The following is a 20,487-nucleotide window of genomic DNA, read 5'->3' as shown; positions in this document are numbered from 1 at the left end:
GCCAGGTGCAAGCAGCATGACCGAATTCAAGAATACCGCGCATGAGCTGAGGCTGTTCCGCATGCGCCTGCTGGCGGCCAGCGTGCTGGTGCTGGTCTGCTTCAGCCTGCTGCTGGCGCGTTTCCTGTGGCTGCAGGTGGTGCGCCACGATGCCTACGCCGCCCAGGCCGAGGAAAACCGCATTTCGGTGGTGCCCATCGTGCCCAATCGCGGCCTGATCCTGGACCGCAACGGTGTAGTGCTGGCACGCAACTATTCGGCCTACACGCTGGAAATCACCCCCTCCAAGATCAAGACCAACATCGATGACCTGATCGACGAGCTGGGCACGATCGTGGAAATCCAGCCGCGCGACCGGCGTCGCTTCCGCCGCCTGCAGGAAGAGTCCAAGAACTTCGAAAGCGTGCCCATCCGCACCCGCCTGACCGACGAGGAAGTGGCCAAGTTCACGGCCCAGCGCTATCGCTTTCCCGGGGTGGAGGTGCAGGCCCGCCTGTTCCGTCAGTATCCGTACGGCAAGACTGCTGCCCACGTGATCGGCTACATCGGCCGCATCAGCCAGCGCGATGCCGAGCGCATCGCCGACTCCGACGATGAAGCCAACTACAACGGCACCGACTACATCGGCAAGGAAGGCCTGGAAAAAAGCTACGAAAGCCAGCTGCACGGCACCACCGGCTACGAGGAAGTGGAAATCTCGGCCAGTGGGCGGGCGGTGCGCTCGCTCTCGCGCACCCCGGCCACGCCCGGCAAGAACCTGATCCTGTCCATCGACATCGAGCTGCAGAAGGTGGTGGAGGAGGCCTTCGGCGACCAGAAGGGCGCGCTGGTGGCGATCAACCCGGCCACCGGCGACATCCTGGCCTACGTCTCGCAGCCCTCCTACGATCCCAACCTGTTCGTGGAAGGCATCGACCAGCAAAGCTGGGACGAGCTCAACAAGTCGCCCGACCGGCCGCTGCTGAACCGCCCGCTGTCGGGGGTCTATTCGCCCGGTTCGACCTACAAGCCATTCATGGCGCTAGCCGCGCTGGAGCTGGGCCGCCGTCGCCCACAGGACGCCATCCGCGACCCGGGCTATTTCATCCTGGGCAACCACCGTTTCCGCGATGACAAGGAAGGCGGCCATGGCGTGGTCGACATGTATCGCTCGGTGGTGATCTCCTGCGACACCTACTACTACATGCTGGCCAACGACATGGGGGTCAACGCCATCCATGACTTCATGAAGCCCTTCGGCTTCGGCCAGATCACCGGCATCGACCTGGAACACGAGAAGCGCGGCATCCTGCCCTCCACCGAGTGGAAGCGCAACGCCTTCCGCAAACCCGAGCAGAAACGCTGGATCGCCGGCGATACGGTGTCGCTGGGCATCGGCCAGGGCTACAACAGCTTCACGCCGCTGCAGATGGCCCAGGCCACGGCCATCCTGGCCAACAATGGCGTGGTGATGAAGCCCCACCTGGTCAAGATCATCGAGGATGGCGTGACCCACGAGCGCACCGAGACCGTGCCCAAGGAAAGCTACCGGATCCCGCTGAAGCAGGAAAACATCGACTTCATCAAGCGCGCCATGGTCGGCGTGGTCAAGGAAGGCACCGGCGCGGCCGCCTTCCGTGGCGCCCCCTACGACTCGGGCGGCAAGACCGGTACGGCGCAGGTGGTCAACATCGCCAAGAACCAGAAGTATGATTCGAAGAAGCTCTCCCGCATCTATCACGACAACGGCCTGTACATCGGCTTTGCGCCGGCCGACGCGCCGCGCATCGCGATTGCGGCGGTGGTCGAGAACGGCGGCTGGGGTGCCGGCGTGGCCGCACCGCTGGTGCGCAAGGCCATGGATTACTTCATGCTGGGCAAGCGTCCCAATGAGCCGATCAAGTCGGTCGCACCCGAGGCGGTGAGCCCGGATACCCCGGTCGAGGGTCCCGTCTCCGAGGACAGCGGCGGCAGCAATACGCCCACGGTCCAGCCGGACGTGCAGGAATGAAACCGGGTCGCCTTGGCACCCTACGCCTGCGCGCGGGTTCCACCGGCGCGCAAGGTCTGACATCGCAACAACGCAGCAAGCACCAGGAGCCGGCATGAGCCTGCAACGTCCGCCCCTTTGGCAAATCATCAAGCCGCACCTGACGGTGTTCGACGGCGCGCTGTCGCTGATCGTCTTCCTGATCCTGTCGGTAGGCATCGTCACCCTGTATTCGGCAGGGATGAACTTCCCTGGCCGGGTCGAGGACCAGTTGCGCAATATCCTGGTGGCCTTCATCGTCATGTGGGCTGCGGCCAACGTCTCGCCGCAACTGCTGCTGCGGCTGGCGGTGCCGGTCTATACGGTGGGGGTGACGCTGCTGATCGCGGTGGCGCTGTTCGGCATCATCAAGAAGGGTTCACGTCGCTGGCTCAATATCGGCATGGTGGTGCAGCCCTCGGAAATCATGAAGATCGCCATGCCGCTGATGCTGGCCTGGTATTTCCAGAAGCGCGAAAGCATGCTGCGCTGGGATGCCTTCGTGGTGGCGGCGATCCTGCTGCTGATCCCGGGCTTCCTGATCATCCGCCAGCCCGACCTGGGGACTGGCCTCTTGGTGCTGGCGGCGGGCTTCTACGTGATCTTCTTCGCCGGACTGCCGTGGAAGATCCTGCTGGGCCTGTTCGTGGCCGGTGCGGCCAGCCTGCCGGTAGTGTGGTCCTTCATGCACGATTACCAGCGCCAGCGGGTGATGATGCTCATCGACCCGACCTCGGACCCGCTGGGCAAGGGCTTCCACATCATCCAGTCCACCATCGCCATCGGCTCCGGCGGGGTGAGCGGCAAGGGCTGGCTGATGGGGACGCAGACGCACCTGGAATTCATCCCCGAACGGACCACCGACTTCATCTTCTCGGTCTATTCCGAAGAGTTCGGGCTGATCGGCAATGTCGTCCTGCTGGTGCTGTACCTGCTGCTGATCGGGCGCGGACTGATGATCACCGCCAATGCCCCGACGCTCTTCACGCGTCTGCTGGGCGGGGCCATCACGATGATCTTCTTCACCTATGCCTTCGTGAACATGGGCATGGTCAGCGGCATCCTGCCGGTGGTGGGGGTGCCGCTGCCCTTCATGAGCTATGGCGGTACGGCTCTGGTGACGCTGGGGCTGGGAGCGGGCATCCTCATGAGCATCCAGCGCCATCGCAAGCTGGTCCAGAGCTGAGCGGGCCGCATGGATGCCCTTGTCCAGGGGACAAGTCCGGCAAGATCCGTGAACTTGCAGCACTGACGAGTTGTCAGCCTCGGTGCATTGCACTCTGGTATCGTTGCGAACATTCCGGCCGGGACAGGCATCACCAGGCCCGGCGCATCGACTGTTGACCAAGGACAGGCTATGGGAACACCCACTCTAGAACATCACCACCGCCTCGCCCCCTGGGGCCAGGCCCTGCGCTGGGGCGCCTTGCTGCTGCCGCTGTTGCTGGCGGCCTGCGGCACTACCCAGCAGGCGCCGCGCCAGACCGCGCAGGCGCCCTCGACACCGGTCAAGGCCGGCAGCAGCCGTCCGGCCAACGTTCCGGCACTGCCGGCAGCAGGCTCGGGACGCGGCGGCTACTACAAGGACGATGGCCCGGGCGACCACATCCCCGACGGCCTGCTCGACGTGGCCGACGCCGAACCGCAGGTGGAGCCGGTCTCGCGGGCGGCCAGCCGGCCCTATGCCGTGTTCGGCAAGACCTACGTGCCCATTACGGACAGCAACCAGCCTTTCATCCAGCGCGGCATCGGCAGCTGGTACGGCAAGAAATTCCATGGCCAGAAGACGTCCTCGGGCGAGCTCTACGACATGTACAAGATGACGGCCGCGCACCCCACGCTGCCCATTCCTTCCTATGCGCGGGTCACCAATCTGAAGACTGGCAAGCAGGTCATCGTGCGCATCAATGATCGCGGCCCCTTCCACTCCAGCCGCATCATCGACCTGTCCTACACGGCCGCACTGAAACTGGGTTATCTGGGCAGCGGCAGCAGTGAGCTGGAAGTCGAACGCATCCTGCCAGAAGAAGCACAGCGGATGGCCGATGCGCGCCGCAATGGCAGCACGCTGGCGGTCGCCGATCCGATCAACCGGGCCGCCGACAATGGCGCCGGCGTTTCCACCGGCGCGGTCGAAATCAATACCGTGAGCGCACAAGGCCTGCCGCCCCAGCCCACCGTGGCAGCAGTGCAGCCGATCAATGCCAGCACCAGCAGTGCGGCCAGTGGCGCGGGCCTGGCCGGTGGCGGCGGCATCATCAACGCCGTGGCCAGCGGTTCGGCACCCTCCCCGGCGATGCCGCAGGCGGTACCGCTGACGGCGGGTTATTACCTTCAGTTCGGCGCCTATTCGCAAGAAGCCAATGCGCTGGTGGCGCGCGACAAGCTGCTGCCCAGCCTCTCCGGTATCGTCGACAGCATGCAGGCGGTGCAGGTCAACGGCTTGTATCGCCTGTATGCCGGTCCCTATCCGACCCGGCCGGCGGCCCAGAATGCGGCCATGCTGGTGCGCCAGCGCAGTGCCGGCACACCCTTCATCGTGGAGCGCTAGGGCGGCCGCCCTGCCAGGGCAGCTTCACTCCCCTTCCTGATCATCCGCTTGCGCGTCCTGCCTCAGTTGCAGGGCGCGTTCATACAGGGCGTTCTTCTTCTGGCCGGTGATCTGCGCGGCCAGGGCGGCGGCCTGCTTCAGCGGGAGCTCTTCCAGCAGGATGCGCAGGACGCGCTCGCCCTCGGCATCCTCGTCACCGGCCGGCGGCGCCCCTTCCAGCAAGACCACGAACTCGCCGCGCTGGCGGTTGGCGTCCTGCTCCAGCCAGGCCGGTGCCTCGCCCAACGGGCAGCGATGGATATCCTCGAACAGCTTGGTCAGCTCGCGCGCCAGCACCACCTGGCGCTGCGGGCCGAACACCTGCAGCATGGACTGCACGGTCTCGACGATGCGGTGCGGAGCTTCATAGAACACCAGCGCCGCCTGCACGGCGGTGAGCTCCTGCAGGGCGGTCTCGCGCTGGCGGGTCTTGCTGGGCAAGAAGCCCACGAAATGGAAGCGCGCGTCGGTCAGGCCCGCGGCCGACAGCGCGGTGATCGCCGCCGATGCCCCGGGCAAGGGAATCACCCGGAACCCGGCGGCCCGCACCGCGTCAACCACCTTGGCACCGGGGTCGGAGATGGCAGGCGTACCGGCGTCCGACACCAATGCCACCCGCTGCCCGGCACGCAGGCGCTCGATGATCTTGTCGGCGGCTTCGCGCTCGTTGTGTTCGTGGGTGGCCAGCAAGGGGCGCGACAGGCCATAGCGCTGCAGCAACTGGCTGGTGTTGCGCGTATCCTCGCAGGCCACCGCATCGGCGATGCCCAGCAGATGCAGGCCGCGCAGGCTGATGTCGCAGACATTCCCGATGGGCGTGGCCAGCACATATAATGCCGACACCGGATAGGTTTGCTGGGCGGCATCCTGCAGGATGGAGGCAGCTACGCTGGAATTCTGATTCATTGGAGGAGGCGGGATGTTCACAGGTTCGAAGAAAATGACCGCATGCGCGGCCCTGCTGGCCGGTTTGCTGGCCCCCTGGATGGTGGCGCTGCCGGCCGCAGCAGCCGACAGTGTACCTCTGCTGGCGCAGGCCGCTACCCCTGGGCTGCCCTCGGCCACCTCCGACCCGGCCCCGCTGGCGCTGCCGCCGGGGACCTCACCGGAGATGCAGTCGGCCGCCAACGGCCCATCCATGGCACCACCAGCCGCCGCCCCGATCCGTATGGCCTTGCTGCTGCCCTCGCGTACCGGCGCCTTCGGGGCCGCTGCAGATGCCGTGCGCACCGGCTTCCTGACGGCCTATTCGCGCCAGAAGGAAAACATCCAGCTGGCCATCGTCGAGACCGGTGATTCGGCCCCGGACATGCAGCGCGCCTATGATGAAGCGTCCGGCAAGTACGACATCGTGGTCGGCCCGCTCTCGCGCAGCGCCGTCACCGCCGTGGCCCAGAGCGGTCGCGTGAGCAAGCCCACCGTCGCCCTGGCCCAGCCAGACATGAATGGCGAGGCCGACCTGCAACTGCCGGCGCAGATGCTGGCCGTAGGCCTGTCCATCGACGAAGAGGCACGCCAGGTAGCCAACTGGGTGGAAAAGGAAAAGGCGCCGGGCAAGATCTTCGCCATCTCGACCAACACCGCCTGGCAAAAGCGCGCCGCCCGTTCCTTCCAGCTGCGTGCCCGCCAGCTCGGCCTGCAGGTCGAGACGCTGGAACTGAGCACCCCCGCCAATGCTCTCTCGGCACCGGGCCTGGCGCAACTGGCCAAGCGCGTGGAGCAGGAAAAACCAGCCCTGATCTTCGTCGCCCTGGATGCCGCGCAGACCGTGCAACTCCGTAGCGCCGTGGGCAACGAGTTGCCGCTGTACGGCACCTCGCAGATCAATCCCTACACCCTCAAACGTGACAACCCCAACGACAAGCTGCCCGAGCTGGATGGGGTACGCCTGGTCGACATCCCCTGGCAACTGCAGCCCGACAACGTGGCAGTGGCGCGCTATCCGCGCCCGGCGGTCAACGACAATGAACGTCCCAGCCCGGACCTGGCGCGCCTGTATGCACTGGGCATCGATGCCTACCGGGTCGCCTACGGTATCGCGCAGAGGCAATCGGGCTTCGATATCGATGGCGTCACCGGACGCCTGACGGTGAACATGATCGGCGGCGGCACCACCTATTTCCAGCGCCAGGAGACCCAGGCGGTCTATCAGGACGGCTGGCCAGTGCCGATGGCGGACCAGTACTGACGCCGCCATGGCCCTGCGCGACCTGTTGCGGCGGACCGCACGCCAGCGTACCGGCGACGCCGCCGAGGACCAGGCCCTGGACCATCTGCAACGCCAGGGCCTGCGCCTGGTGGAACGCAATTTCCGCTGCAAGGGCGGCGAAATCGACCTGATCCTGCGGGACGGTGCCACGGTGGTCTTCGTGGAAGTGCGATCGCGCGCCAGTGCGGCCTTCGGTGGCGCGGCGGCCAGCATCACGTCGGCCAAGCAGCGACGCCTGCTGCTGGCGGCCCAGGTCTGGCTGCAAGGCCAGCGGGAGCTGCCGGCCTGCCGTTTCGACGTGATCGCGGTCGAAGGCGGCCAGTTGCAGTGGCTGCGCAACGTCATCGAGGCCTGAGCCCGGTTTGCTGCAACCGGCCGACGCTGGCGTATCATGTGCCACCGTATTGCGGAAACTTCTCTTTACCAATTGCCCGGGCTTGGCGCCGTTCAAGTCCTCTATAATCGCAGCCACTATGACAAATCCCCGTATCCTCGCCCATTTCCAGGAAAGCGCCGACCTGAAGATGAAGGCAGCCAGCGTACTGGCGCAACCGATCGAACAGGCGATTGAACTTATGTTCACCGCACTGTCGAATGGCAACAAGATTCTTGCCTGCGGCAATGGCGGATCGGCAGCCGACAGCCAGCACTTCGCGGCCGAACTGGTGGGACGGTTCGAACGCGAGCGCCTGCCCCTGCCGGCCATGGCCCTGACCACCGACACCTCCATCCTGACCGCGGTGGGCAACGATTACAGCTACCAGGAAATCTTCTCGAAGCAGGTCCAGGCCTTCGGCCAGGCGGGTGACATCCTGCTGGCTTTCTCGACCTCGGGCAATTCGGGCAATATCCTGGCCGCCATTGAAGTGGCCCACGAGCGCGACATGCGCGTGGTGGCGCTGACCGGCAAGGGCGGCGGCAAGATCGGCAAGATCCTGACCGATGCCGATGTCCATATCTGTGTGCCGCATGACCGCACCGCGCGCATCCAGGAAGTACATCTGGTGTCCCTGCACTGCATTTGCGACGGTATCGACGTCGCGCTTTTTGGAGATGATGCGAATGAGTGATGCACGATCGTTGTTCACACGGCTGCGCCGCCCGCTGGCGGCAGTCGCATTGGGCGGCATGCTGGCCCTGAGCCTGCAGGGTTGTTTCGCGGTATTGGCCGGCGGTGCGCTGGCCACCACCTTCGCCGCCACCGACCGCCGTACCCTGGGCGCGCAGACGGAGGACAAGTCGATCGTGGTCAAGGGCGAAGCCCGCATTCCCGAAGTGGTGGCCTCCGGTTCCCACGTCAACGTGACGTCCTTCAACCGCAAGGTGCTGCTGTCCGGCGAAGTGCCTGACGAAGCGTCCAAGGCCGCCGCCGAACGCGAGATCAAGGCCCTGCAGAACGTCGATACGGTGTACAACGAGTTGCAGGTCGGCCCGTCCTCCAGCTTCGGCTCGCGCTCCAGCGATGCGCTCATCACCAGCAAGGTGCTGGCCAGCCTGGTGGATGACAAGTCGCTCTATTCCAGCGCCTTCAAGATCACGACCGAGCGCGGCATCGTCTACATGATGGGCCGCGTGACCCAGCGCGAAGGCCAGCGCGCCGCCCAGATCGCCAGCGGCGTGTCGGATGTGACCAAGGTCGTCACGCTGTTCGAGTACATCAGCGAAGAAGAACTGAAGGACTACCAGCGCAAGCCGGCCAGCGAGAACAAGTCCACCAGCTGACCTGTCGTCGCTGATCGCCTCTGATGCAAGTCAAACCGCCGGCCCGTCCGGCGGTTTCCAATTGGGGCGCAGCCCGCAGGATCGGGCGGCGCGGTCTATAATGGCCGGATAAGTGACCGGGGCCAGGCCCCTCCCTCGAATCCGGAATGCGGAGTTTTCCATGCAAGCACAGGCAAATGCGCCCAAACGCGGCCTCATGATCAAGCTGGTTGCCCTGGTCGGGGTGGCCGCCATCGCCGCCTTCGCCTATTTCAAGGTCAATGCCGGCAACGCCGCACCCGATGTCACCTTCACCAAGCTCGATGGCCAGCAGGTGGCCCTCAAGGACCTGCGCGGCAAGGTGGTGATGGTCAACTTCTGGGCCACCAGTTGCACCACCTGCGTGGGCGAGATGCCGCAGATGATCGAGACCTACAACAAGTTCAAGGATCGCGGCCTGGACTTCGTGGCCGTGGCCATGAGCTATGACCCGCCCAACTACGTGGTGAACTACACCGAGACCCGCAAGCTGCCCTTCAAGGTCGCCCTCGACCCGCAGGATACGCTGGCCAAGGCCTTCGGCGACGTCAAGCTGACCCCGACCACCTTCGTCATCGGCAAGGACGGCAACATCATCAAGCGCTATGTCGGCGAGCCGCAGTTCGCTGAATTGCATCAGCTGCTGGAGAAGGCCCTGGCAGCAGCCTGAGCGCGCTTCACTCCTCCGAAAAAGCCGACCATGTGTCGGCTTTTTTAATTCCGCCGAACAACTCCAAGGAACATCCCCTCTACCCAGGAAGTCCAAAAGGTTCACCTTGTCGGCATGACAAGCGATTTTTTATCGTTCCGCTGCGGCCCGGCCGTGCTGAACGGTCATGCCTGCCCAATGACCGAGAACATAACAGGAGGCTGCAATGAGATTCCGGACCGTTTTCCTGATCGTGCTGCTGGCGCTGGTCGCCATCTTCGCCGCCGTCAACTGGACGGCCTTCACGGCCACCACCACCCTCTCGCTGATCTACACCGAGTTCCAGGCGCCGCTGGGTGCGGTGATGCTGGCGGTGGTGGTCGTGCTGACGGCCTTCTTCCTGCTCTACATCCTGGCCCTGCAGACCAGCGTGATGCTGGAGAGCCGGCGCCTGACCAAGCAGCTGGAAGCCCAGCGCACCCTGGCCGACCAGGCCGAGCATTCGCGCTTCAACGACCTGCGCGGCTACCTGAAGACCGAGCTGGAACAGTTGCAGCGCCGCCAGACCGAACAGCAGACCCTGCTGGCGCAGCGCCTGGACGCATTGCAGCGCGACATCCACCATCGGGTGGAGCAGACCGAGAATGCCGTGGCCGCCCAGGTCGGCGAACTTGACGACCGGCTGCAGCGCCAGCAGGTGGCGGGTGTGATCAAGCCGCTGTAATCAGGCGCCCGCAAAACAAAAAGGCTGCATCAACGAAGATGCAGCCTTTTTCCGTTTTTTGACGCTTTTTGGCGCAGCTTAGACACCGTAACGCGTGCGATAGGCCGCCACGGCATCCTTGTGCTGGGTCAGGCGCGCATCGCCGCCGGTGGAGATGTACTCGAACAGGTCGTCCAGGTTGCCGATGGAAATGACCGGCATGCCGTATTCGCGCGCCACTTCCTGCACGGCCGACAGTTCGGACAGCGCGCCATCCTTGCCCGAGCGCTCCATGCGGTCCAGCGCGATCAGCACCGCACAGGGGGTGGCGCCGGCGGCGCGGATCATGTCCACCGATTCGCGCACCGAGGTGCCGGCCGAGATCACGTCGTCGATGATGACGACCTTGCCCTGCAGCTTGGCGCCGACGATGGTGCCGCCTTCGCCGTGGTCCTTGGCTTCCTTGCGGTTGAAGGCGAACGGCACGTTGCGTCCCATGCCGGCCAGCGCCACGGCGGTGGCCGACGCCAGCGTGATGCCCTTGTAGGCGGGACCGAACAACATGTCATATTCGATGCCGGAATCCTGCAGGGTCTGGGCGTAGAAACGCGCCACCTGGGCCAGCGTCGCGCCTTCGCTGAACAGACCGGCGTTGAAGAAGTAAGGCGAGGTACGACCTGCCTTGGTGACGAATTCGCCAAAGCGCAGCACGCCGGCCGACACCGCGAATTCAATGAATTCCTGTCTCAAGTTGCTCACAATGCATTTCCCGGGAAGAGTCAAAACGGAAGGGCCGGCCTGCCTGCTTGCCACAAGGCAAAGCGGGGGAGGTGGCGAAACCTTCATCAGGCCGCCATTTTAAATGATTCATCCTATCGGTTATGCTACCGGCCTGATCGAACACTCTCCCGCAGCAAGCAAACAGGAATCCCATGCCAAAAATCGTCTCCGCCAACCTCAACGGAATCCGCTCGGCCGCCAAGAAGGGCTTCTTCGAATGGCTGCAGAAGGAAGCGCCGGACTTCGTCTGCGTGCAGGAACTGAAGGCCCAGGCGGCCGACATGACCGATGAATTCCTGGCCCCGGCCGGTTATGTCGGGCATTTCCACTATGCCCAGAAAAAAGGCTACTCGGGCGTGGGCGTGTACAGCCGCCGCCAGCCGGATTCGGTGCGCATCGGCTTCGGCAATACCGAGTTCGATGACGAAGGCCGCTATGTGGAATGCGACTATGGCGACCTCACCGTGATTTCGCTCTACGCACCCTCGGGCTCGTCCAGCGAGGAACGCCAGGAAGCCAAGTTCCGCTTCATGGAAGCCTTCCTGCCGCACCTGATGGACCTGGAAAAGAGCGGCCGCGAAGTCGTCATCTGCGGCGACTGGAACATCGCCCACAAGGAAATCGACCTGAAGAACTGGAAGAGCAACCAGAAGAATTCCGGCTTCCTGCCGGAGGAGCGCGCCTGGATGACGCGCATCTTCGACCAGCTGGGCCTGGTGGACGTGTACCGCCGCCTGCATCCCGAGACCACCGGCGAGGCCTATACCTGGTGGAGCAATCGCGGCCAGGCCTGGGCCAACAACGTGGGGTGGCGTATCGATTATCACGTCTCCACCCCGGGCATTGCCGCCAAGGCAGTGAGCGCGGCGATCTACAAGGAGCAGCGCTTCTCTGACCATGCGCCGCTGACGGTGGTCTACGGCGACTGAACACGCGCCAGCCAACCCGCCTCCTCCCGTTCGGACTGAGTAGCGGCGCAGCCGCGTATCGAAGACGCGCCGGATGGTGGTCCATGGAGCGCCTTCGATACGGCCCTGGCGGGCCTACTCAGTCCGAACGGAAAGTAGCTGAAAAATCGTTCGCAAAAAAACAAAAGCCCTCGCACTGTGACGTGCGAGGGCTTTGTCGTTTCAGACCAGCAAAAATCAGGCGTCCGGTGCTGCTGCCTTCTTCGGGGTGGCCTTGCGCAGTGCCGGCTTCTTGGCCGCTGCTGGCTTGGCTGCCGCCTTGGTCTTGGTGGCCGTGGTCTTGGTCGCCGTCTTCCTGGCGGCTGGCTTGGCTACCGCCTCATCCGCACCATCACCGGCTTCGGCTGCAGCAGCCTTGCCCTTGGCCGGCGCCTTGGCCTTGCGTTCCTCGAACTCGAAGCTGATCTTGCCGTCCTTGCCGCGGACCAGGAAGGCCTTGAACGGTCGGCGGGTACGCTGCGAGATGAAGCCCGGCAGCAGGTCGGTCTTGCCGTCGTTCAAGAGCTTGGCCATCTGCTCGGGCAGGATTTCCTGTTGCAGGATGATGCGGCTGCTGCGGAAGTCGCAGGCCTTGGGCTTGGCCACGGTCTTTTCGCAGACATAGGCCAGGCCCATCTCATAGACGCCACTGCCGCACTTGGGGCAGGCGCCCAGCGGGGTCTGCTCGCTGAAGTCCACCGGCTCACCACCCTCGCCATCGGCCTGATCCTGGCCGAAGTCGAATTCCAGCTTGAAGTTCTTGATCTCTTCGTCGCGCGAAATCTTCAGGATGGCCGCGAACGGACGGCCCATCTTCGAGCGGAAACCCTGCAGCGGGCCGATGGTGCGGTTCTGCAGCAGTTCTTCCACTTCGGCGATCTCGAACTGACGACCACCGGGGACCTTGCTCATCGAGAATTCGCACTTGGTGCAGGCGAAGCGACGATAGTTTTCCTTCACCACGCCACCGCAATTGGGGCAGGGCGTCTGCAGGGTCGCATAGTCGCCGGGAATGGTGTCGTTGTCGTATTCTTTGGCACGCTTGACGATGATCTGGGTCATCTGCGCGATCTCGCGCATGAACTCGTCACGGCTGATCTTGCCGCGCTCCATCTGGGCCAGCTTGTGTTCCCACTCGCCGGTCAGTTCCGGTTCGGTCAGTTCATCCACACCCAGGCCGTGCAGCAGCGTCATCAGCTGGAAGGCCTTGGCGGTGGGCATCATCTCGCGGCCTTCGCGCAGCAGGTACTTTTCGTTCAGCAGGCCTTCGATGATGGCCGCACGCGTGGCTGGCGTACCCAGGCCCTTGCCGGCCATGGCCTCGCGCAATTCGTCCGAATCCACCAGCTTGCCCGCACCTTCCATGGCCGACAGCAGCGTGGCTTCCGTGTAGCGGGCGGGCGGCTTGGTGACCAGACCGTTGGCCGTCACCTTGTCGGTCTTGACCTTCTCGCCCTGGGCCACGGCGACCAGATTGCCGCCGCCTTCCTTGTCCTTGTCGTCTTCCTCGACCTGCTTGCCGTAGATGGCCAGCCAGCCGGGGTTGATCATGACCTTGCCTTCGCTCTTGAACTGGTGGCCCGACACTTCCGTGAAGCGGGTGGTCACCTGGAACTCGGCCGGCGGGAAGAACACCGCCATGAAGCGGCGCGTCACCAGGTCGTAGAGCTTCTGTTCCGGTTCCGACAGGTTCTTGGGCACCTGGGTGGTCGGGATGATGGCGAAGTGGTCGCTGATCTTGGTGTTGTCGAAGATGCGCTTGTTGGGCTTGACCCAGCCTTGCTTGAGGATCTGCTTGGAGAACTGGTGGTAGTTGTTGTTCTCCGCCAGCGCCTCCATCGTGTCCTTGACCGTGTTGATGTAGTCCTCGGGCAGGTGGCGCGAATCGGTACGCGGGTAGGTCAGCACCTTGTGCTTTTCATACAGCGCCTGGGCCAGGCCCAGGGTGTTCTTGGCCGAGAAGCCGAAGCGCGAGTTGGCTTCTCGCTGCAGGCTGGTCAGGTCGAACAGGCCCGGCGACATCTGCGTGGTCGGCTTGGATTCCTCGGTGACATTGCCCGGCTTGTCGCGGCAGGCGGCCACGATGGAATCGGCGGCCGCACGGCTCCACAGGCGCTCGGGGCGCTTCTCGGGGTCGTTCTCGTCCTTCTTGTGGCCCTTGTCCAGCCAGCGGCCCTTGTAGATGCCGGCGGCGCAGACGAACTCGGCGTGCACTTCCCAGTAATCGCGGGGGACGAACTTCTTGATCTTCTCTTCACGCTCGACCACGATCGACAGGGTCGGCGTCTGCACGCGGCCCACGGTGGTGAGGTAGAAGCCGCCTTCCTTGGAATTGAAGGCGGTCATGGCACGGGTGCCATTGATGCCGATCAGCCAGTCGGCCTCGCTGCGGCAGCGCGCCGCATTGGCCAAGGGCAGCATTTCCTCGTCATCGCGCAGGTGGGAGAAACCCTCGCGGATGGCGCCCGGCGTCATCGACTGCAGCCAGAGGCGCTTCACCGGCTGCTTGGCCTTGGTGTATTGCGCGATCAGGCGGAAGATCAGTTCTCCTTCGCGGCCCGCGTCACATGCGTTGATGAGGGTGGTGACATCCTTGCGCTTGATCAGCTTGGAGAGCACCTTCAGGCGCGACTCGGTCTTGGCGATGGGGTTCAGGGCGAAGTGCGGCGGAATCATCGGCAGGTGGGTGAAGCTCCACTTGCCGCGCTTGACGTCGTATTCCTCGGGGACTGCGATTTCCAGCAGGTGGCCGACGGCCGACGACAGGATGTACTGGTCGGATTCGAAATACTCATCGTGCTTGGTGAAGCCGCCGAGCGTCTTCGCGATGTCGTTCGCGACAGAGGGCTTCTCGGCAATGATGAGGGTCTTGCTCATAAGTATGGGTCTCGGTAATGAGAGATCGGTTGCTGGCGTGTTCCAGGAGATCGGTCAGCCCCAGTTGGGGCCGGATCGCTCCGAAACAACGTCATGCCATCCCAGGGTCGAAACCGGCAGCGGCGGCGTGCGGAGCATGCGGCCGGCGTTTCGTTGCCTGTGGACAACGGAATTTTTATATAGTAGCCAATATCGGGCCAATGCGGGGGAATGATAAGCGTGATGCAAACGAAACGGCAAGCACAAGGGCTTGCCGTCTCAGAGTTTCATGCGTATTGAGCTTGGGATGAAGCAATAAGCTATGTCTATCGTCAGCCCACTGTCAGCATGGCAACCCTGCAGCCGCTGCAATATCAGGCTGGCAAGCCACCGTAGCTGCCTCAGTGCAACAGGCGCGGTTCGGTGTCGTCCTCGTCGAGGAACAGCTCCTCGAACATCAGGCCGTCCGGCTCCTTGCCCTGGCTCCACAACACCATCAGCACGATCACCTTGAGCTTTTCCAGTGTGATGGGTGCTTCACCGGCGGCCAGTGCACGTTCGATGACGATCTCGCGCTGCATCGGGTCCAGCATCTTGGCCGATTCCAGGAACTGGATGAAGCCAATGGCTTCCACGCCGAGCACGTCACTTTCCTGGCGCGCGTAGATACGGGTACCGAAGGAGAAGGCGGTCTGGCGGGGATAGTTGTCGGCGAATTCGTGATTGGCGACTTCAAGATCAGTCAGCCATCCGAGTGCCTGGGAAATTTCATCTTCTTCGAAACCGATCGCGGACAACTTCTTGACCAGGGCCTCCGGTTCGGGGCAGGCATCAGGGCGATAGTAGGTTTCGTACAGGTAAACGAGGACATCAAACATGTTCGTACTCTATCGCGAAGGTTATGAATGTACAAGTCAGCCAAGTCCAGTATGGCAGGAATTGCGGCAGCGCGGGGATTAATTTCTTCATGCTACGCACCGGTAATGTGCGCCAGGTAACACTTCTACGCGGCCCTGCAGTTCCAGTCCTAGCAAGATTGCTGCCAGTGCCGCTGCATCCAGACCACAGCGCTGCGCCAGGGTGTCGACATCGACCGGATCATGTCCCATGGCGCGCATGACCTGCAGACTTGCCGGATCGACATCGCCCATCGCCCCGGCCGCGACAAATGCTGGTGCCACTATTGGCGGCGCAGTACCGGCAACGGCTTGCCGCTGTGGCAATTCTTCGAGGATGTCCTGCGTCGTCTCCACCAGCTTGGCACCCTGACGGATGAGCTGGTGACAGCCCTTGGACAGCGGCGCGTGGATGGAGCCGGGAATGGCGAACACATCGCGCCCCTGCTCGGCCGCCATGCGCGCCGTGATCAACGAGCCGGAGCGGGCCGCCGCCTCGACCACCAGCACTGCCTGGGCCAGCCCCGAAATCACCCGGTTGCGTCTGGGGAAATTGGCCGACAGCGGCGGCGTGCCCAGCGCATATTCGCTGACGATGCAGCCGTCCTGTGCGATGCGTTCGGCGAGATCCCGATTGCGCGGCGGATAGTCGATATCGCAGCCGGTCCCGATCACCGCCACCGTCGATCCGGCACCCCGCAGACCGCCCTCATGCGCGGCCGCATCGATGCCCAGCGCCAGCCCGGAGACGACGGTCAGCCCGGCATGGCTGAGCTCCTCGGAAAAGCGCATCGCGTGCTCGCGCCCTTGCGCCGTGGCATGCCGGCTGCCGACCACCGCCAGCGCCGGCGCGCACAGCAGCGCCGCATTGCCGCGCACGTAGAGCAACAAGGGTGGGTCGGCAATGTTGAGCAGACGGGCCGGATACGCGGCGTCGGCCAGCGTGATGATCGCCCGCCCAGGCAGCTGCAGCCATTCCAGCGTGGTCTCCATGCGCTCGCGCTGCCGGCCCGAGGGTGGTGCCAGCAAGGCCGCCGCCTGCCGGGGCGGCAGTACGGCGCACAGTGCGGAAAAATCCGCCTGCCAGATCTGGCCGGGCAGGCCGAAAACGGCCAGCAGGCGCCGTGCCGCCACCGGCCCGATGCCCTCGGCAAAAGCCAGTCGCAGCCAGGCCTGGAGGTGGTCGGAATCGGCCTGCGCCGCATCAAATGGGAAATTGTTTTGCATAATTGACAGTGCCGCGCTCAACGCCGTGCGGCGCGGGCTTGCGGCGAACGGGGAGCGGGCTGTGATACACTTTTCATCTTGATCGGGAACACCACGGTGGCCACCGGGCAACAATGCACAGGCGCTGGCGACCAAGCCCACGATTGTGCTGCGGCCGCGCTTGAAGCGTCGCGCTCCGGCCACATTTAAATAACAATTCCCGAAACGAATCCCCCGGAGCCTCGCAAAATGTCGAGGTCCGGACTATCCAGGTCCACCGGGACCGAACTCCAAGATTGCCGAGAACCACGTATGGCCCAGCTCAACATCCTCCGTTATCCCGATCCGCGCCTGCACAAGATCGCCCAACCCGTGACCGTCTTCGATGCGCGCATCAAGCAACTGGTGGCCGACATGGCCGAGACCATGTATGCCGCCCCCGGCGTGGGCCTGGCCGCGACCCAGGTCGACGTGCATGAACAGGTGGTGGTGATCGATGTGTCCGATGAGGGCAAGAACCTGCAGGTCTTCATCAATCCCGAAATCCTGTGGGCCAGCGATGAAAAGCGCATCTACGATGAAGGCTGCCTGTCGGTGCCCGGCATCTACGATGGCGTGGAACGCCCGGCACGCGTGAAGGTGCGCGCCTTCGATGCCGACGGCAAGGCCTTCGAACTCGATGCCGATGACCTGCTGGCAGTCTGCATCCAGCACGAGATGGACCACCTCAAGGGCAAGGTCTTTGTCGAATATCTCTCGCCGCTGAAGCGCAACCGCATCAAGACCAAGCTGCAGAAGGAAGAGCGCGAAATGAAGAAGAAGGCGGGCTAAGCCTGCTTGTCATCTGCAGCACAAAATCAAAACGCCGGCCAGGGGCAACCCCGGCCGGCGTTTTTGCATTGATGCGCCCTGCGCATCAAGCCATGGTTCTGATCAGACCGCCACGAAACGGTACACCCCGTCCTCGCCCAGCACGCGCTGCAGGGCGCCGTCGTACCAGAGCTTGTGCAGATGCGCCACCGCCTCGCCCAGCGCGAAGGACAACTGGTGCGTATCCAGCGGGCGCTTGAACATCACCGGCAGGATATCCACCCCCGTCTGCGGCGTGGCGCAGGCTTCCAGCACCTCGGCCAGACGCAGGCGGTGGTGATCGTTCAACTGTTCGATGCGCGTGTGCAGGCCGCGGAAAGGCTTGCCATGCGAAGGCAGTACCAGCGCATCGGCCGGCAGGTGCGCGTACTTCTTCAGCGAATCCAGATACTGCTGCACCGGGTTGCTCTCCGGCTCGATGGCAAACACCGAGACATTGGTGGAGATACGCGGCAAGACCATGTCACCCGAGATCAGCACGTTCAACGCACGGCAGTACAGGGACACATGTTCCGGCGCATGACCAAACCCGGTGATGACCTCCCAGTCACGCCCGCCGATGCGCACCGCCTGGCCATCCTGCATCCGGTGGTAGGCACGCGGCACCGTCGGTACCAGGTCCTGATAATAGTTATTGCGCCCCTGCAGCAGGGCCACTGTTTCGGGATCGGCCAGCCCGTGGCGCTGGAAATGCGGCGTCGCCGCCGTCCCCTCGGCACCCGGCAGGGCCGCCGACATCACACGCGCAAACGCGTAATCGCCGGTGCTCATCCACAGCGGCACCTGCCAGCGCTGGCACAGCCAGTCGGCCAGGCCCACGTGATCGGGATGGCAATGCGTGACCAGCACGCGCACGATGGGCAGGCCATCGAGTTCCTCGGCGAAGATGGTTTCCCAGGCCTGGCGCGTCTCGTCGGTGGCGATGCCGCAATCGACTACGGTCCAGCCGCGCTGCCGGCCGTGCGGTGTGTCCACCTCGTCTTCCAGCAACCAGAGATTGATGTGGTTCAGCGCAAAGGGCAGCCCCATGCGCAGCCAGCGCACACCGGGCGCGACCTGCATGGTGCGGCCAATGTCGGGCAGGGTATCGCCGAAGGCGTAGTCGAGCTGGGATTCAAGTGCATTCATCAATGAGCCGGGCCGGGAACGTGGACAGGAACGACGCCGGACATTGCTCCAGCGACAACGAAAGACCGCCAGTCTAGCGCAAGCTGCAATTTCCGCTGGACGACAGGGCACAATATACTTTACGTTAACGTAAAGTGCCAGACCAGGCCGATCCGACTCCTTCGAGCCCCAAGCCCATCAGCGTCCACGTCTTTATGCCCACCTATACCATCACCGAACTGGCAGAAGAATTCGCGATCACGCCGCGTGCGATCCGGTTCTACGAAGACCACGGCATCCTCAATCCCAAGCGCGAAGGCGTGGGTGGGCGGCATCGGGTCTACCCGGCGCGCGAACGCACGCGCCTGAAGCTGACGCTGCGCGGCAAGCGGCTCGGCTTCACGCTTTCCGAGATCAAGGACCTGATCGACATGTATGAATCGCCCAAGGATACGCAGCCGCAATTGCAGCGTTTCCTGGGCCTGCTGCAGCACCACCGCGAAAAGCTGGAGCAGCAGCGCGAAGACCTGGAACTGACCCTCTCCGAAATTGCCGCCCACGAAGAGGAATGCCGGCAACTGCTGGTCGAGGGCAAATCAAGGAGCAGTAGCACCAGGACCAGACGCAAGGCCGTGGCCGCCTGAGCCCCGGCAAACCGGATTCATCTGCCGTTAACGTCAACCGGAGCTTACCCTCCGGAACACCAGAAAAATTACCCAACGAGGAGACACCCATGATCCACCTGCCCGGCCTGAGTTTCGACCACGGAGAAGACATCGCCGCCCTGCGCGAAGCAGTGGCCGCCTTCGCCCACAGCGAGATCGCCCCGCGCGCCGCCGAGATCGACCGCAGCGACCAGTTCCCCATGGACCTGTGGAAGAAGCTGGGCGAGCTCGGCGTGCTGGGCATCACCGTCTCCGAGGAATACGGCGGCGCCGGCCTGGGTTACCTGGCCCACATCATCGCCATGGAAGAAATCTCGCGGGCCTCGGCCTCGGTGGGCCTGTCCTATGGCGCGCACTCCAACCTGTGCGTGAACCAGATCAAGCGCAACGGCAACGAAGAACAGAAGCGCAACTACCTGCCCAAACTGATCTCCGGTGACTACATCGGCGCCCTGGCCATGTCCGAACCCAATGCCGGTTCCGACGTGGTGAGCATGAAACTGCGCGCCGACAAGAAGGGCGACCGCTACGTGCTCAACGGCAGCAAGATGTGGATCACCAACGGCCCCGACGCCGACGTGCTGGTGGTCTATGCCAAGACCGATCTGGATGCCGGTGCCCGTGGCATGACCGCCTTCCTGGTCGAAAAAGGCTACAAGGGATTCTCGGTGGCGCAGAAGCTGGACAAGCTGGGCATGCGCGGCTCGCACACGGGCGAGCTGGTGTTCCAGGATTGCGAGGTGCCGGAAGAAAACATCCTGGGCGGCATCGGCCGTGGCGTCAACGTCCTGATGTCGGGCCTGGACTTCGAGCGCAGCGTGCTCTCCGGTGGTCCACTGGGGATCATGCAGGCCTGCATGGACGTGGTGGTACCGTATGTCCACGACCGCAAGCAATTCGGCCAGGCCATCGGCGAATTCCAGCTGATGCAGGGCAAGCTGGCCGACATGTATTCCACCATGATGGCCTGCAAGGCCTATGTCTATGCCGTGGGCCAGGCCTGCGACCGCGCCGACAGTGCCGACAAGGTGCGCGCACTGCGCAAGGACGCCGCCGGTGCCATCCTCTACAGCGCCGAGAAGGCCACCTGGATGGCCGGCGAGGCGATCCAGTCGCTGGGCGGCAATGGCTACATCAACGAATATCCGGTCGGCCGCCTGTGGCGCGACGCCAAGCTCTACGAGATCGGCGCCGGCACCAGCGAAATCCGGCGCATGCTGATCGGCCGCGAACTCTTCGCCGATACGCTGTAATTGCCGGC

19 protein-coding genes are annotated in these 20,487 nt (G+C 63.8%); 13 read left to right on the top strand and 6 right to left on the bottom strand.

Annotated features, from left to right (window positions below):
• The first annotated feature begins 16 nt into the window (after nt 1–16).
• The 3 genes from mrdA to HBH1_RS20620 all read left to right on the top strand — a co-directional run bounded on the left by mrdA (nt 17) and on the right by HBH1_RS20620 (nt 4,559).
• Nucleotides 17–1,990 carry a penicillin-binding protein 2 gene (gene mrdA, locus HBH1_RS20630; RefSeq protein WP_102664174.1) on the top strand — a complete coding sequence of 658 codons (1,974 nt, stop codon included), beginning with the start codon at nt 17–19 and terminating at the stop codon, nt 1,988–1,990.
• Nucleotides 1,991–2,084: 94 nt separating this feature from the next.
• Nucleotides 2,085–3,194 carry a rod shape-determining protein RodA gene (gene rodA, locus HBH1_RS20625; protein WP_102664173.1) on the top strand — a complete coding sequence of 370 codons (1,110 nt, stop codon included), beginning with the start codon at nt 2,085–2,087 and terminating at the stop codon, nt 3,192–3,194.
• Between the two features lie 171 nt (nt 3,195–3,365).
• Nucleotides 3,366–4,559 carry a septal ring lytic transglycosylase RlpA family protein gene (locus tag HBH1_RS20620; RefSeq protein ID WP_077234833.1) on the top strand — a complete coding sequence of 398 codons (1,194 nt, stop codon included), beginning with the start codon at nt 3,366–3,368 and terminating at the stop codon, nt 4,557–4,559.
• Nucleotides 4,560–4,583: 24 nt separating this feature from the next.
• On the opposite strand, the gene rsmI is transcribed toward HBH1_RS20620, so the two are convergent.
• Nucleotides 4,584–5,504 carry a 16S rRNA (cytidine(1402)-2'-O)-methyltransferase gene (gene rsmI, locus HBH1_RS20615; protein WP_102664172.1) on the bottom strand — a complete coding sequence of 307 codons (921 nt, stop codon included), beginning with the start codon at nt 5,502–5,504 and terminating at the stop codon, nt 4,584–4,586.
• Nucleotides 5,505–5,517: 13 nt separating this feature from the next.
• On the opposite strand from rsmI, the gene HBH1_RS20610 reads away from it, so the two are divergent.
• The 6 genes from HBH1_RS20610 (at nt 5,518) to HBH1_RS20585 (ending at nt 9,920) form a co-directional block, all read left to right on the top strand.
• Nucleotides 5,518–6,786: a penicillin-binding protein activator gene (locus HBH1_RS20610; protein WP_102664171.1), complete on the top strand. Its 1,269-nt coding sequence runs from the start codon at nt 5,518–5,520 to the stop codon at nt 6,784–6,786.
• 7 nt (nt 6,787–6,793) lie between these two features.
• On the top strand, nt 6,794–7,162 hold the full coding sequence (locus HBH1_RS20605) for a YraN family protein (RefSeq protein WP_102664170.1): 369 nt from the start codon (nt 6,794–6,796) through the stop codon (nt 7,160–7,162).
• A gap of 118 nt (nt 7,163–7,280) precedes the next feature.
• Complete coding sequence (locus HBH1_RS20600) at nt 7,281–7,877, top strand: phosphoheptose isomerase (RefSeq protein WP_102664169.1); 597 nt, start codon at nt 7,281–7,283, stop codon at nt 7,875–7,877.
• Nucleotides 7,870–8,529: a BON domain-containing protein gene (locus tag HBH1_RS20595; RefSeq protein ID WP_102664168.1), complete on the top strand. Its 660-nt coding sequence runs from the start codon at nt 7,870–7,872 to the stop codon at nt 8,527–8,529. Before HBH1_RS20600 ends, HBH1_RS20595 begins: the two co-directional genes overlap by 8 nt.
• A 160-nt stretch (nt 8,530–8,689) precedes the next feature.
• Complete coding sequence (locus HBH1_RS20590; RefSeq protein ID WP_006464579.1) at nt 8,690–9,217, top strand: peroxiredoxin family protein; 528 nt, start codon at nt 8,690–8,692, stop codon at nt 9,215–9,217.
• A 205-nt stretch (nt 9,218–9,422) separates the two neighbouring features.
• Nucleotides 9,423–9,920: a Signal transduction histidine kinase gene (locus HBH1_RS20585; protein ID WP_077234827.1), complete on the top strand. Its 498-nt coding sequence runs from the start codon at nt 9,423–9,425 to the stop codon at nt 9,918–9,920.
• Nucleotides 9,921–9,998: 78 nt separating this feature from the next.
• Here the strand turns inward: HBH1_RS20585 and pyrE are convergent, their stop codons facing one another.
• Complete coding sequence (gene pyrE / locus HBH1_RS20580; protein ID WP_077234826.1) at nt 9,999–10,658, bottom strand: orotate phosphoribosyltransferase; 660 nt, start codon at nt 10,656–10,658, stop codon at nt 9,999–10,001.
• A 173-nt stretch (nt 10,659–10,831) separates the two neighbouring features.
• On the opposite strand from pyrE, the gene HBH1_RS20575 reads away from it, so the two are divergent.
• Complete coding sequence (locus HBH1_RS20575) at nt 10,832–11,608, top strand: exodeoxyribonuclease III (RefSeq protein ID WP_077234825.1); 777 nt, start codon at nt 10,832–10,834, stop codon at nt 11,606–11,608.
• A gap of 216 nt (nt 11,609–11,824) precedes the next feature.
• On the opposite strand, the gene HBH1_RS20570 is transcribed toward HBH1_RS20575, so the two are convergent.
• The 3 genes from HBH1_RS20570 to dprA form a co-directional block, all read right to left on the bottom strand.
• Entirely contained in the window at nt 11,825–14,503 is a 2,679-nt protein-coding gene (locus tag HBH1_RS20570; RefSeq protein ID WP_102664167.1) for a DNA topoisomerase III, read from the bottom strand.
• 380 nt (nt 14,504–14,883) lie between these two features.
• Entirely contained in the window at nt 14,884–15,360 is a 477-nt protein-coding gene (locus HBH1_RS20565; protein WP_006464584.1) for a Smg family protein, read from the bottom strand.
• Nucleotides 15,361–15,447: 87 nt separating this feature from the next.
• Nucleotides 15,448–16,605 (bottom strand): DNA-processing protein DprA, encoded by a 1,158-nt coding sequence (dprA, locus tag HBH1_RS20560; protein ID WP_102664166.1) that lies wholly within the window; start codon nt 16,603–16,605, stop codon nt 15,448–15,450.
• A 291-nt stretch (nt 16,606–16,896) separates the two neighbouring features.
• Here dprA and def point away from each other — a divergent pair, with 291 nt between their 5' ends.
• A complete protein-coding gene (gene def, locus HBH1_RS20555; RefSeq protein ID WP_102664165.1) occupies nt 16,897–17,415 on the top strand; it encodes a peptide deformylase in 519 nt (172 codons plus the stop codon).
• A gap of 102 nt (nt 17,416–17,517) precedes the next feature.
• Here the strand turns inward: def and HBH1_RS20550 are convergent, their stop codons facing one another.
• A complete protein-coding gene (locus HBH1_RS20550) occupies nt 17,518–18,582 on the bottom strand; it encodes an MBL fold metallo-hydrolase (RefSeq protein ID WP_102664164.1) in 1,065 nt (354 codons plus the stop codon).
• Between the two features lie 194 nt (nt 18,583–18,776).
• Between HBH1_RS20550 and HBH1_RS20545 the strand changes: the two genes are divergently transcribed.
• Both HBH1_RS20545 and HBH1_RS20540 read left to right on the top strand, forming a co-directional pair.
• On the top strand, nt 18,777–19,205 hold the full coding sequence (locus HBH1_RS20545; protein WP_102664163.1) for a MerR family transcriptional regulator: 429 nt from the start codon (nt 18,777–18,779) through the stop codon (nt 19,203–19,205).
• Between the two features lie 89 nt (nt 19,206–19,294).
• Nucleotides 19,295–20,479 (top strand): isovaleryl-CoA dehydrogenase, encoded by a 1,185-nt coding sequence (locus tag HBH1_RS20540; RefSeq protein ID WP_102664162.1) that lies wholly within the window; start codon nt 19,295–19,297, stop codon nt 20,477–20,479.
• Nucleotides 20,480–20,487 lie beyond the last annotated feature (8 nt).

Origin of the sequence: Herbaspirillum sp. BH-1 (genome assembly GCF_002870055.1) — a bacterium.
GTDB lineage: Bacteria > Pseudomonadota > Gammaproteobacteria > Burkholderiales > Burkholderiaceae_D > Herbaspirillum > Herbaspirillum frisingense.
Note: the sequence above shows the minus strand (reverse complement) of the source record. Positions and strands in the feature narration are given on the sequence as shown.